Source organism: Aminobacter ciceronei, assembly GCF_014138625.1.
Taxonomy (GTDB): Bacteria; Pseudomonadota; Alphaproteobacteria; order Rhizobiales; family Rhizobiaceae; genus Aminobacter; species Aminobacter ciceronei.
Genome location: NZ_JACJHY010000020.1, coordinates 59,029 through 72,014, shown reverse-complemented (window position 1 = coordinate 72,014; position 12,986 = coordinate 59,029). Strand labels below are relative to the sequence as shown.

General features: G+C 57.2%; 12 protein-coding genes. 4 read left to right on the top strand and 8 right to left on the bottom strand.

The genetic code is table 11. The features are described from left to right. Window positions 1-36: 36 nt before the first annotated feature. Genes HNQ95_RS20070 through HNQ95_RS20040 form a run of 7 tightly spaced genes read right to left on the bottom strand, consistent with a single transcriptional unit; the run spans window position 37 to window position 6,976 of the window. Window positions 37-966, bottom strand: coding sequence for a methylenetetrahydrofolate reductase (locus HNQ95_RS20070; protein WP_154385786.1), 930 nt, complete (start codon window positions 964-966; stop codon window positions 37-39). Window positions 967-977: 11 nt separating this feature from the next. Next, window positions 978-1,796: an ABC transporter ATP-binding protein gene (locus HNQ95_RS20065; RefSeq protein WP_154385785.1), complete on the bottom strand. Its 819-nt coding sequence runs from the start codon at window positions 1,794-1,796 to the stop codon at window positions 978-980. Next, window positions 1,796-3,061: an ATP-binding cassette domain-containing protein gene (locus HNQ95_RS20060; RefSeq protein WP_154385784.1), complete on the bottom strand. Its 1,266-nt coding sequence runs from the start codon at window positions 3,059-3,061 to the stop codon at window positions 1,796-1,798. The genes HNQ95_RS20065 and HNQ95_RS20060 overlap by 1 nt, the downstream gene beginning before the upstream one ends. Before the next feature lie 12 nt (window positions 3,062-3,073). Further along, window positions 3,074-3,871, bottom strand: coding sequence for an ABC transporter permease (locus HNQ95_RS20055; protein ID WP_154385783.1), 798 nt, complete (start codon window positions 3,869-3,871; stop codon window positions 3,074-3,076). Further along, window positions 3,868-4,833 (bottom strand): ABC transporter permease, encoded by a 966-nt coding sequence (locus HNQ95_RS20050; protein ID WP_246719256.1) that lies wholly within the window; start codon window positions 4,831-4,833, stop codon window positions 3,868-3,870. Before HNQ95_RS20050 ends, HNQ95_RS20055 begins: the two co-directional genes overlap by 4 nt. Window positions 4,834-4,886: 53 nt before the next feature. Next, window positions 4,887-6,065: an ABC transporter substrate-binding protein gene (locus HNQ95_RS20045; protein WP_154385781.1), complete on the bottom strand. Its 1,179-nt coding sequence runs from the start codon at window positions 6,063-6,065 to the stop codon at window positions 4,887-4,889. Between the two features lie 23 nt (window positions 6,066-6,088). After that, window positions 6,089-6,976: a 3-methyl-2-oxobutanoate hydroxymethyltransferase gene (locus HNQ95_RS20040; protein WP_154385780.1), complete on the bottom strand. Its 888-nt coding sequence runs from the start codon at window positions 6,974-6,976 to the stop codon at window positions 6,089-6,091. Window positions 6,977-7,402: 426 nt separating this feature from the next. Between HNQ95_RS20040 and HNQ95_RS20035 the strand changes: the two genes are divergently transcribed. Genes HNQ95_RS20035 through HNQ95_RS20020 form a run of 4 tightly spaced genes read left to right on the top strand, consistent with a single transcriptional unit; the run spans window position 7,403 to window position 12,524 of the window. Continuing rightward, window positions 7,403-9,187: a SulP family inorganic anion transporter gene (locus HNQ95_RS20035; protein WP_182575120.1), complete on the top strand. Its 1,785-nt coding sequence runs from the start codon at window positions 7,403-7,405 to the stop codon at window positions 9,185-9,187. A gap of 51 nt (window positions 9,188-9,238) precedes the next feature. Then, entirely contained in the window at window positions 9,239-10,918 is a 1,680-nt protein-coding gene (locus tag HNQ95_RS20030) for a formate--tetrahydrofolate ligase (RefSeq protein WP_154385778.1), read from the top strand. Window positions 10,919-10,952: 34 nt separating this feature from the next. Continuing rightward, window positions 10,953-11,858, top strand: coding sequence for a bifunctional methylenetetrahydrofolate dehydrogenase/methenyltetrahydrofolate cyclohydrolase FolD (folD, locus tag HNQ95_RS20025; RefSeq protein ID WP_182575119.1), 906 nt, complete (start codon window positions 10,953-10,955; stop codon window positions 11,856-11,858). Between the two features lie 21 nt (window positions 11,859-11,879). Further along, window positions 11,880-12,524 (top strand): response regulator transcription factor, encoded by a 645-nt coding sequence (locus HNQ95_RS20020; RefSeq protein ID WP_182575130.1) that lies wholly within the window; start codon window positions 11,880-11,882, stop codon window positions 12,522-12,524. 303 nt (window positions 12,525-12,827) lie between these two features. On the opposite strand, the gene HNQ95_RS34225 is transcribed toward HNQ95_RS20020, so the two are convergent. After that, window positions 12,828-12,929 carry a LysR family transcriptional regulator gene (locus HNQ95_RS34225; protein ID WP_182575118.1) on the bottom strand — a complete coding sequence of 34 codons (102 nt, stop codon included), beginning with the start codon at window positions 12,927-12,929 and terminating at the stop codon, window positions 12,828-12,830. Between the last annotated feature and the right edge of the window lie 57 nt (window positions 12,930-12,986).

Genomic DNA, 12,986 nt, shown 5'->3' with positions numbered 1-12,986 from the left:
ACTACTTGGCCGTTGGCCCAGCTTGAGGCCAGGGATTCAACAAACGTCCGGGAGGCCCACTTCCCGCGTAAAGCGGGCGTTCCATTCAAGGACCTTATCAATGCCGCCAAGTGGGAAGAAATGTGAGACGGCGATTTTGCTTCCTGGATTTGCAGCTTTGTGATGAGCAATGCCATTCAGGAACTCTTCCGGCGTAAAGGGTAACATCATACGCGTCACATCCGCAGCTCGCCGGTGAAGCACGCGAATGCTCGGTCCGATACCGCAATGGAGAGCGTAGCGGATCAAGGTCTGCAACTTTGCAGGTCCAGGCACTCCAATGTGGATCGGAAGTCGGATGCCTTCCGCGGACAATCGTTGTGCCCATTCGATCACCGGTTGGCTGTCGAATGAGAATTGTGTGACAATTGCCATATCCACCCCAGTCTGTTCGGAAAACTCCTGCTTCCATCTCAGTGCAGCAAGCGTATTTTTGTCCGTCCCATCTGGGTCGATGTCACGATTGCCCTCGGGATGCCCTGCCACATGCAGACGATCGAACCCTGCCTTTTGGAACACCCCAGTCGCCATCAACTCTATGGAGGAACTGAATTCGCCCACCGGATGATCAACGCCGCCGCCAATCACTAGGGCTTGATGAACTCCTGCCTCATTCTTGTAACGGGCGACCCAGTCGGAAAGCGTTTGCCGATCCTTCACCAGCCGTGCAGGAATATGCGGCATAGGCTCAAATCCGGCATCCGTTAGGCGCCGAGCTGTACTTACCATGTCGACAATATCAGTCCCTTGGATGTAAGCGATATACACTCGACTGCGGGCAGGAAGCCCTTCTGAGCGTTCCAGGAGTCTACCGACTGTCTTAGGCAGAACCTCGACCGAAAACCCATTGAGGAGTCCAGAAATGTCGGCAGGCGCTGTAGGTTCGGCGGCAGACTTCCGTTCAAACAAGCTTTTAATGATCTTCATGTATCTTGCCCCTAAGCCGCAGCGGGTGTTTGATCAAAGGCTTTCAGGGCCTCGTTGTAGAGGAGATCGAGCGCCTGTTCCTTGATCCGGCCATAGGTGGCAGAGGTCAGCATCTGGAAGTTGCGCGGTCGCGGCAAATCCACATCGATCACGGTCTTCACAACTGTCGGCTTGTAGCTGAGAACGACTAGCCGATCCGCCAGGAAGATCGCTTCATCAATTTCCGACGTAACAAACAAGGTCGTCATGCGATGCTCATCGAAGAGCTTCAAGTAGTATTCCTGCATCAGTCCGCGAGACATATGATCTAGGCCGCGGAATGGCTCATCGAGTAACATCAATTTGGGTCGGGTGATCAGAGCACGGGCAACTTCTGCACGTCGCTGCATGCCGCCTGAGATCTGAGTTGGGTAGCGATGCTCGAAACCGGCAAGTCCGACGGTGCGCAATAACGCGCCTGCTTCTCGTTCGGCAGCAGCTTTGGCCTCGCCCGCTTGAACCGGCCCGTAAGCAACATTTTCCTGCAAAGTCATCCAGGGGAACAGCGCCGTTTCCTGGAAGACGACGATGCGATCGGCATTCGGACCATTAACCGGAACGCCGTCTAGTCGGACTTGCCCCAGCGTCGGGGTTTCGTACCCAGCGATTAGCTTTACCATCGTGCTCTTGCCGCAGCCCGACGGTCCGAGAAGAACAGTCAGACTTCCGGCCGGGACTTCGAAGCTGCAATCCTTGAGGACGATTTCGAGATCGTTCCCAGATGACGAATAAACCTTGCCAACGGAATCAACGACACAATGGCCACCTGATGTGGCTGAAGATTTTGTCATTATGCCATCTCCCTTTCACCAGCCTCGAAGGCTTTCACCGCTTCTTCATGAACAGCGCCGATCGCATTCTCCTTCAGCTGGAGGAATTCCGGCTGACCCAAGAGTTCAGTCGGCCGCGGCCTGGGCAAATCAACGAAAATCGTTTGCTTAATGCTGCCGGGTCTCGTCGTCATGACCAAGACACGGTCGGCGAGGTAAATCGCCTCTTCAAGATCGTGGGTAATGAAGAGGATCGTCTTCCTCTCCATCTCGTAAATTTCCAGAAGCGCGTTATGGACAACCGTCTTGGTTAGCGCGTCGAGGCCCCGGAATGGCTCGTCCAGTAGGATGACACGCGGGTCATTCATCAACGCTCGCACGATCTCGACACGACGACACATGCCGGATGACATATCCGTGGGATAGAGGTTTTCGACTTTGCTCAGGCCGACCCGAGCGAGCAGTTCACGCGCCTTCTGGATCGCCTGATGCTTGTTCATCTTCTTTTGTACGATCGGCCCACGGATCATGTTCTCCAATACTGTCGCCCACGGAAACAGCGCTCCGTGTTGGAAAACAACGATGCGATCTGGGCCGGGTTGGGCTTTCATAGTGGCGGAGTTGATGCATTGGCCATCCAGATAGATTTCTCCGGAGGTAATCGTGTCAAAGCCGGCTACAGCGTTCAGCAATGTTGACTTGCCGCAACCCGATGGGCCGACAATGGCGCAGAATTCGCCCGGGCGAATCTCGACCGAGCAACTATCGACAGCTACCACCGACTTGCCGAAAGGATCGTAGACCTTCTGCACGCTACGGATGGACAGCCAGCCACGGCGCCCCACGATATTGCGCTCATGGCCGGCAAACGCACGGACCAGACCCTGCAACGTGTTCAACCCGGGCTCGCCATGAGCCCGGCAGCGTGCCTGGAACCACTTACCGTCGATCGCGAGAACCCTGGTCGGCTCGTCGCATCGCGCCGAAATAATACGGATCGGCATGCCTTCCACCGCTGCACCCCAGCCAAATAACTGGCCTGGTGCCGTGGTTTCCCTAGCGATGGCAAACTGCTCCTCGGCCGCCTGAACTTCCGGGTGGGACACATGCCCGTTGACCAGAACATAGAAGTAGATTGACGGATCACGCCGGCTGAAGACCACCTCGCCTTTGGCAAAGCTCAGTTCTTCGGCGGCTTCAGCAAGCTCTTCCAGCAACTTGGCTGGCCCCCGTCCGAGATGAATGTTCGCGCGCAACAGCGAGACACGTTCATGAGTGCTCAACATCTTCCCGCCTCCTTATTTCTGCCAGGGGGTGGCGATTTGGCCGACCCAGCGCATCATCCAACTGCAGGCCATGCCTGCCAGTCCGATGCTCAGCATGCCGAGCACAATTCCAATCATCGAATGCGTCATATACGAATCCCACGTCATGTAGCCGAGACCGTTAGTGCCCGACGCCATCTCGGCCGCGATCACCACTTCCCAAGTGATGCCGATGGCAATAGCGAGACCCGTGAATAGCGATGGTAGCGCGCCTGGAACCAGAATTCGCCGGAACAAGGCGCCGCGGCTGGACCCTAGCGATAAAGCTGCTTGGACATAGCGACGGTCAACCTTGTCTATACCTGCCAGCACATTCAGGAGGATCGGAAAGAAGGCACCGATGAAGGTCAGGAACGCCATCGTCATCTCAGAGCTCGGCCAGAAGAGAATGGCGAGCGGGAGCCAGGCGAGAGGCGGGACCGGGCGCATAACCTCGAATAGTGGGAAGATGGCAGCGCGCAGCCTGGTGCTCATACCCATGAGGACGCCGATTACGATGGCTGAAATCGCGGCTATGCCGAAGCCGACGAAAACCCTGCGGCTACTGTCGATCCAATTCTGCCAGTAGCCTGTCTGTGCAATCTCCTCAGGAATACCCTCCGCAAGCTCAATCGGAGAGGGGATAATCGCCATCCACCCCAGCCATCTTGCGATCTGCCAGACGGCAAAGAAGGTGACTATACCGGCCAATCCTTGCCACAGAACCGGTGAGCGCAAGCGCCGTGACCAGTGCGCCAAACTGAAAAGTTTAGAGTCCCAAAGCCTGGTCATTGTGAATTCCTTCCCTTGGACTGCCAAGCCATCAGCCGGTCGCCCAAGCGCCGGATCGCTGCGCTGGATGCGTATCCGAGGATGCCGAGCGTAATCATACCGATGACGATGTTGGGCAATGCGACCTGCATGTAGGCGTCGAAGATCAGAAAACCCAAGCCGGATCTGCCGGCAATCATCTCGCCGCCAACCAGTGAGAACCAGGACACGCCCATGGCAATCTGCAAGCCAGTGAATACGAACGGCATCGACCCCGGGACAATGACGCGGGTGAGCACGTCCAACCTAGTGTAGCCGAGACAGCTTGCCGCTCGGAAATAGTCGTCATTGATGGACCAGACACCGAGGACAGTGTTCAGAACCGTCGCGAAGAAAGCTGCGAGCAGCGTCACGAAGACGACGGGTGTCTCAACACCGGGCAGGATGAGTACGGCGAACGGCACCCAGGCTAGTGGCGGGATCGGGCGTAGAAGTTCGACAATTGGAAAGAAGAAATTATGAAACGCTCGGCTCCAACCAAGGAGGATGCCGAGCGGTACGCCGGCAAGCACCGCAATCGCGAACGCCAGAAAAACCCGGCGCATGCTGACGAGGATGTGCTCATAGTAGATCGGCGTGAATATCGATACGCCATGCGTCGGTTCCCTACTCATCCACTCTGAAAAGACCAGAACCGGTGACGGCAGGAAGTTGAAGCGAGGCAATTTCAGCAGATCCGTAGCCAAATACCAAGCGACCAGGAACACTGCAAAGCCCAGTGCGCCATACCGCAGGGAAGAGCTTCTGAGAAGCCGTCCAACCTTGCCCTGACTGCTTCCGTTTTTCTGTCGAAAGGCTTCAATCAGCGCTGCTTCGCGGTTTCCGTTGTCCGCACCGGCGACAGAAAAGATGATACTGCTGGGGCTCGCGCCAGTCGCGGCGAGCTGAGTAACTGTTTGCGTTTGCATCTCGATTGTTCCCATCTCAGGCTGGCGAGATCGACAGTTGATCTCGCCGCCATTTTCCGCCAGGTGCCTTAGCTTTTGACCAGCTCGTCACCCTTGAAAGGATTGGTGCCCATGTCACCATCCTTGATGACGAAGAGAGGTTGGCTGGGGTCGAGGCCAAGTTCCTTGAATGCCTCGGTAACGAGATCATCTTGGATGGCCTTGGGATCGAATTGCGGTTCGACCACGACTTTGATTTCGTGCAGGAAGTCGTGCCCGCGCTGCAGAAGGTCTCTGACATCCTTGGTGAAACTCATAGCGCCTACGAGCACGGTGTCGCTTGCGCCAGTTTCCTTTGGCAGATTGCCGTAGATCGCGTGCCAGAGGTTTTCTCTGGTGTAGCCAGGCAGCTCCTTCTTCACCATCTCGATCGTCTCGATTGGGTGTTCCTTGAGAAAATACAGAGCTTCAATGTTCGCCTTGAGCCAGGCTTTAGCGACATCTCGATTGGATTCGATGAAGTCCTGCCGCATTACGACGGCATTGGCATCTAGTTCACCATACGGATTGGACGAGATCGCATACTTGGCATAGCCGTCGAAAACAGCCTTAGACGAATGCGGCTCGTAGACGGCAGCGGCGTCAATCTTTCCGGCTTGCAGGCTGGTGACCACGACTTCGGCCTGCATCTGCTGCCAGGTCACGTTAATACCTTCGTGCTTTACTATCACTTGCGCTAGGCGGTCAGCACAGCTTCCCCGGGGCACGCCGATAGTCTTCCCCTCTAGCCACTTGATGGCGTCTTTGTAGTTGGTGAACTCAGGCGCGCCCTTTCCGAGAATAAGATGGCCACACATACGCCCCGGCGAGATGGTGTTTACGGCTACCAGATTGACAGGAGCGATGTCGCGCTTGGTGGTCGACACAATAGCGGGGTTGTCACCGATGTAGCCGATCTGCTGCTTACCGCTCAGGAGATCCGTGATAACCGGGGGGCCTTGCAAGTTGCGCTGCCAAGTGACCTGGCTGCCGGCAGGCAGCCACTTCTCCCACAGACGCGTCTCCTTCATGACGACCGTGTCCCAGGCTCCGGTCCACGCTAGCCAGTAGTTTGAGCGCAAGTTGACTGCATCACCGGCCACTTGGGTTTGCTGCGCAACGATTTTCTCATAACTTGATTGCTGCGTGCCGCCGGCAAACGCTTCAGAACCAGCGATGCCGGCTGACAGCAAGACTGCAGCAATGTAGGTGCGAACTATATTCTTCATTTTGTCTCCTCCCAAGACAAGAACTAAATGACGGATTTTAGACTGGTTTTTCTTCCGTACGACTCCATGAACTTCTCGAACTCCCCCTCGTTCATTCGAAACGAGTCGCCCTCTGCGGGATAACTTCCGTCGACAACGGCGGCCTTGTATTTTGTGATTCCTTCCTCAAGCAGCGGCTGGACATTAGTAAAGCTGCGCCTGTTCTTTGGCATAGGGAAGGCACTGTATCCAACCACGTCGCCTGCGATGTGGTATATGCCGTCTGCGTTTGTGCCGCCGCCTAGCGTGATCACTGGAACATCCAAGCGACTGGCGAGGAACTCGGCCAATTCGGCGGGCACCTGTTCCAAGATGAATGCGAATACGCCAGCTTCAACGAATGCTTCCGCATCATCGAGAATCTTGCGGGCATCCTCGGCAGTCCGGCCTTTCACACCGAAACCGCTTTGTTCTACGCGGCGCGACGCCTGCATGCCGATATGACCCATGACTGGAATGCCAGCACGCACGATCTCAGCGACATACTCTGCAGTATAACGGTTACCCTCGCATTTTACGGCATGAGCACCACCCTCGGCCACGAGGCGACCAGCGTTACGAACCGCATCTTCCTTCGAAGAGTGGTAAGTTAGATAAGGCATGTGCGCGACGATGAGGCCATACTTCGTGACGCGGCTGACCGCCTGGGTCATAAACAGCTGCTCTTCGAATTTGACCGTCGTGGGATCGGCATGGCCAAACAACGACATTGGACCCGCGTTTCCGATAACAAGTAGATCGAAGCCGACTTTGTCAGCGATGGCGGCGAGTGGCGCATCGTAGACGCCGATCGAAGTAATCCGCTCGCCGCGCTTTTTCTTGTCGTGCAAATTGTTGAGGGTCACCCGTTTTCTGGTAACAGGCACATCCATATCCGCTTCCTCATTCTTGATTGACCAAAGGTTGGCTGAATTCAGTGAGGGGTAGGGTGACGCAGGTTGCGGGTTGCATCTGTCGGCCCGCCGACAAAAGCACGATACGACTGCAATTTTTCATTAGATATTACGCCGCAACGTCATGGCCCCAGCAGGAGCATACGGTCGGCCGCATGAAGCTTTCAGGCAAAATCATTGCGATTGTCGGCTCGCCGACAGTGGACGTGCCCAGAGCCACGTAACGTTAAACCTAACTGAAAGGCTGGTCTGACCCCATAACGGGCAGTCGGCTTCAACCGCAACACCGCGGCATTACTTGCCGCGAACCACCTTCCTTCCCGTCGCCAGATCTTGGAAGGTAAAGGGTCGCTTGAGCTTTGGCTCGATGGATGAATGATGCGAAATATTGCGGATCGTCGCTGGATGAAGTCGCTCTTTCCATTCCTGGACTGGATGCGCCTTGTCGATAAGCGCACTCTGCAAGCTGATACGTTCGCAGGCTTCACCAATGCGGCGGTGGTTTTGCCCCAGGCCATTGCGTTCGCCGCAATTGCGGGCCTACCACCAGAATATGGGCTCTACTCCGCCGTCGTGATTCCGATTGTGGCTGCGCTCTATGGGAGCTCATGGCATCAGATTTCAGGGCCGTCCACAGCCATTTCACTCGTCGTGTTTGCAACATTGAGTCCTGTATATCAGCCCGGAAGTGCTGAATTCATAGCAGCCGCCATGACCGTCAGCCTTCTTGTCGGCGCGTTCCAGTTCCTGCTTGGAATCGCGCGCCTCGGCCAGTTGATGAACTTTGTTTCCCCGTCGGTGATGATGGGGTTTACCGCTGGCGCCGCGGTCCTGATAGGACAAAGCCAAATCGCCACCATCATGGAAGGCCTAACCACAAATCTTGAGCACGACCGATTGTCGAATCTCGACTCCCTAGTCTTTATCGCTAAGGCAAACTACAGCCTGATCTTGGTCGTTCTGGTGACGCTCGTTTCATCGATATTGCTGCGGCGGCTGTTGCCAAAGTGGCCCAGTCATCTGATTGCTCTGATACTTGGTGGCGCAGTTGCCTACCTCATGCATGCGCGAGCACATGGCGTTGAATTCGTGGAACCGATAACCTTCCACCTCCCACCATTTCGCATCCCAGAATTTTCCGCTGAGGAGCTGCGATCGCTGGCGCCGGGGTCATTCGCGATCGCTTTAATCGGCCTTCTGCAGACTGTCTCGATCTCAAGAGCCATTGCAGGACGCTCGCGTCAACATATCGACACGAACCGGGAGATCATCGGCCAGGGGCTATCAAATCTCGTCGGTTCGCTTTTTTCTTCTTATGCCGGATCTGGTTCGCTAACGCGAAGCGGTTTGAATTATGATTGCGGAGCAAGGACCCCGCTCTCGGCGATATTGTCGTCACTTTTTTTGCTCGGGATGATAGCATTCATTGCACCGCTGGTGCACTACCTGCCTATCCCGGCAATGTCCGGCCTCATCATCCTGATTGCATGGCGACTGGTTGAATTCGAAAAGATCAGCCATGTACTTCGCACAAGCCCGCCCGAGTCCATGGTGCTTGTCTGTACCTTTCTTGCGGTTCTGTTCCTGGAGATGGAATTCGCCATATTTTTGGGCGTGATCCTGTCGCTGTGCTTCTTCCTGCGCAGGACCATGCAAACTGATGTGCCGTTATGGGTTCCCAATCCGAAGAATCCACACCGGAGCTTCGCCAATGCCGAGAGAGCCAAGCTGCCGGAATGCCCGCAGGCAATCTTCTCACGTCTTCAAGGCCCGCTCTATTTCGGAGCACTGGAGGGGCTACAACGACAGTTCCGTCGCCTGGAACAGACCCGGCCTCATCAGACTCATATGGTGATGGGCATCGACGGGAACATCGGTATGGACCTTTCAGGTGCGGAGTTTCTCATCGAAGAGGCCAAAAGACGTAAAGCGCGTGGCGGCGGCCTTTATCTCATCGTCAAGTATCCCCGGTTGCGTCAACAGCTTTCCACGTATCGGGTAGCGAAGGAAATTGGTCGAGGGCACGTATTTCGCCGCAAGAGTGAGGCTATTCCAGGTGTCGTGCGCCACCTCGACCCAGTCATTTGCGCTGCATGCAGGAACCGGATTTTTCTTGAGTGCCCGAAAGTGCCAGCGTCAATAACCCAACAAACGAGCCAACCTTTGTCAGAAGTCGCAGTGAGTGCATGAGCCCGCTTCGCAACGAACTTTCACGCCAACCAAAACAGATTAGGCAGGACCATGGCCGAGTTTAAGACCGACATCGAGATCGCGCGTGCGGCGAAGAAGAAGCCGATCCAGGAGGTCGGCGCCAAGATCGGCATTCCGACCGAGCATCTTTTGCCTTATGGCCACGACAAGGCGAAGATCTCGGCCGAGTTCATTGCCAATGCACGCAAGAACAAGGACGGCAAGCTGATCCTGGTCACCGCGATCAACCCGACGCCAGCCGGCGAAGGCAAGACCACGACGACTGTCGGCCTCGGTGACGGTTTGAACCGTATCGGCAAGAAGGCCATCGTCTGCATCCGTGAAGCCTCGCTCGGGCCGAATTTCGGCGTCAAGGGCGGTGCTGCGGGTGGCGGTTATGCCCAGGTCGTGCCGATGGAGGACATGAACCTCCACTTCACCGGCGACTTCCACGCCATCACCACCGCGCACAATCTTTTGTCGGCGCTGATCGACAACCACATCTACTGGGGCAACGAGCTCGGCATCGACACCCGCCGCGTGGTGTGGCGCCGGGTGATGGACATGAACGACCGGGCGCTGCGCCAGATCAACTGCTCGCTCGGCGGCGTCGCCAACGGTTTTCCGCGTGAGGCCGGCTTCGACATCACGGTTGCTTCCGAAGTCATGGCGATCCTGTGCCTGGCCACCGATCTGAAAGATCTCGAGAAGCGCCTGGGCGACATCATCGTTGCCTATCGCCGCGACAAGACGGCCGTCTATGCCCGCGACCTCAAGGCCGATGGCGCCATGGCGGTGCTGCTGAAGGACGCGGTCCAGCCCAATTTGGTGCAGACGCTGGAAAACAACCCGGCCTTCGTCCATGGCGGCCCGTTCGCCAACATCGCCCATGGCTGCAACTCGGTGGTCGCCACCACCACCGCATTGAAGCTCGCCGACTATGTCGTCACCGAAGCCGGTTTCGGCGCTGATCTCGGTGCCGAGAAGTTCTTCGACATCAAGTGCCGCAAGGCGGGCCTCAAGCCGGCAGCCGCCGTCATCGTCGCCACCGTGCGCGCGATGAAGATGAATGGCGGCGTCAAGAAGGAAGAGCTCGGCAAGGAGAATGTCGAGGCGGTGAAGAAGGGCTGCGCCAACCTTGGCCGCCACATCGAGAACGTCAAGCAGTTCGGCGTGCCGGTCGTGGTGGCGATGAACCACTTCGTCTCCGACACCGACGCCGAGATCGCGGCGATGAAGGACTATGTCGCCTCGATGGGTGCCGAAGCGATCCTGTGCAAGCACTGGGCCAAGGGCTCGGCCGGCATCGAGGAACTCGCCCACAAGGTGGTGCAGCTCGCCGAAAGCGGCGCCTCGCAGTTCTCGCCGCTCTACCCCGACGAGATGAAGCTGTTCGACAAGATCGACACCATCGTCAAGCGCATCTACCGCGGCTCGGAGGCGATCGCCGACAAGTCGGTGCGCGACCAGCTGCATGCCTGGGAACAGGCGGGCTACGGTCATCTGCCGGTGTGCATGGCCAAGACGCAATACTCGTTCTCGACCGACCCGAACCTGCGCGGCGCGCCTGTCGACCATGTCGTGCCGGTGCGTGAGGTCCGCCTTGCAGCAGGCGCCGGCTTCATCGTCGCCATCTGCGGTGAGATCATGACCATGCCCGGCCTGCCCAGGGCACCCTCGTCGGAAAAGATCTTCCTCAACGAACAGGGCCAGATCGAAGGACTGTTCTGAGCCGAACGCGTCTTAAAATAAGGATTAGAAATACGTGTCAATCATCATAGATGGGAAGGCGGTGGCGGCCGATGTAGTCGCCAAAGTTCGGATCGCAGCCGAAAAGCTGATCGCCGAGACGGGTATCGTTCCCGGCATAGCTGTGGTCATCGTTGGCCACGACCCGGCAAGCCAGGTCTATGTCGCTTCCAAGAGCAAGAAGGCCAAGGAATGCGGCTTCCATTCGATCGAGCACGCGCTTTCGGCCGACACCTCCGAAGCCGACCTCGTCACCCTGGTGAAAAAGCTCAACGCCGACCCCAAGATCCACGGCATCCTCGTCCAGTTGCCCCTGCCCGGCCATATCGACGCCGGCAGGATCATTCAGACGATCTCGGCCGACAAGGACGTCGACGGCTTCCACTTCACCAATGTCGGCAAGCTCGGCACCGGCGAACTCGACACCGCCTTCGTGCCCTGCACGCCTGCCGGCTCGATGTTGTTGATCGAGCGCACGCTTGGCCGCGACCTGTCGGGCCTCAACGCGGTTGTCGTCGGCCGCTCCAACATCGTCGGCAAGCCGATGGCCAACCTTCTGCTCAACGCCAACGCCACCGTCACCATCGCCCACAGCCGCACCAAGGACCTGCCGGCCCTTTGCCGCAGCGCTGACATCCTGGTGGCCGCGGTCGGGCGTCCTGAAATGATCAAGGGCGACTGGGTCAAGCCGGGAGCCACCGTCATCGACGTTGGTATCAACCGCCTCAAAGGCGGCGCCAACGGCAAGTCTAGGCTTGTCGGCGACGTCGACTATGCCAGTGCGGCCGAACAGGCCGGCGCCATCACGCCGGTGCCCGGCGGCGTCGGGCCGATGACCATTGCACTTTTGATGGCCAACACGGTCGTTTCGGCCCTCCGCGCGACAGGTCAACCTCTCGATGCCATTAAGGGCTCAATGTAGGTGTATCGAGAAGACTCCAACATATCACAGCGGAGTGCTCGACACGATCAGACCCGACTCCTAATCGCTGAGCGCAACCCACTCGTGGTCGCCGCGCTCAGCGACCTCGCAACTAGAGATGAAAGATTCGAATTAATCGGAAGCGTGGAAACCGGCCGTGCGCTCATCAAGGCTGCTGAGGAGAAGAGCCCAAGCTTCGATGTTGCCGTCGTCGCCTGGAAGCTGTCCGACATAGATGCGGGCGAGGTGTTGATTGAACTTCAGCGCCGACAATTGATGCCGCGCGTGGTCATTTTTTCCAACGACCATGATATTGGCATCCTGAAGCAGTGCGTGCGGCTCGGCGCGCAGGGTTACTGCTACCAGTTCGACGATCCCTGCATCCTGTTCGATACGCTGTTAGCAGTCGCCAACGGCCGTATCTGCATCCCTTACATAGACGTCGCCAAGATCAACGAGACGCCGCTGTCGTGCCTAACCGCACGCGAGCTCGAACTGCTCGGCGTCTTGGCGGATGGTTGGACAAATTTGCAGATCGCGACGCGGACCGGGATCTCGGAAAACACGGTTAAGTACCACCTGAAAAATCTCTACGACAAACTGAACGTTCGCAACCGCGCTATGGCGGTTGCGCTCTATGCAAGTGAGCGACGATACAACCGCTAGTTCCGTTGTTTGAATTACGTTAAAGCGCGTCAAGAAGATGAGATTGGGTCGCCGTCTGCCCGGAACCGACACACCCCGAAACTTGTCACCGTCATCCACAATAGTCGGTTGATGACGGCGCCACGCTTCGCAAGTCGCGGCAAGGGTCACCTGGACCCTCACCTCGAAGCTACTGAGCTTGGGCAACAACCACTGCTGTAGGAAACACCGACTGACCAGTATGTTTAGTGCTTGGCTGGAATGCGCATCACGGATGCGCGCGGTACCATGGCCAATAATGGCAAAGGCGGAATGAATATCGCACTAGAAGCGGCGCCCCTCTGGCGTAAGCTCGAGCTTCCCCGAACCGCGGAGAAACAGCAGCGTCCCGCGATGGCTCTCGAGTGCCCGTACCTGTCTGCTCACCGCCCTGGCGTTACGAAGAGTTCCGCCGCCGCGTTAGAAACGCTGAGGTCCCTTACC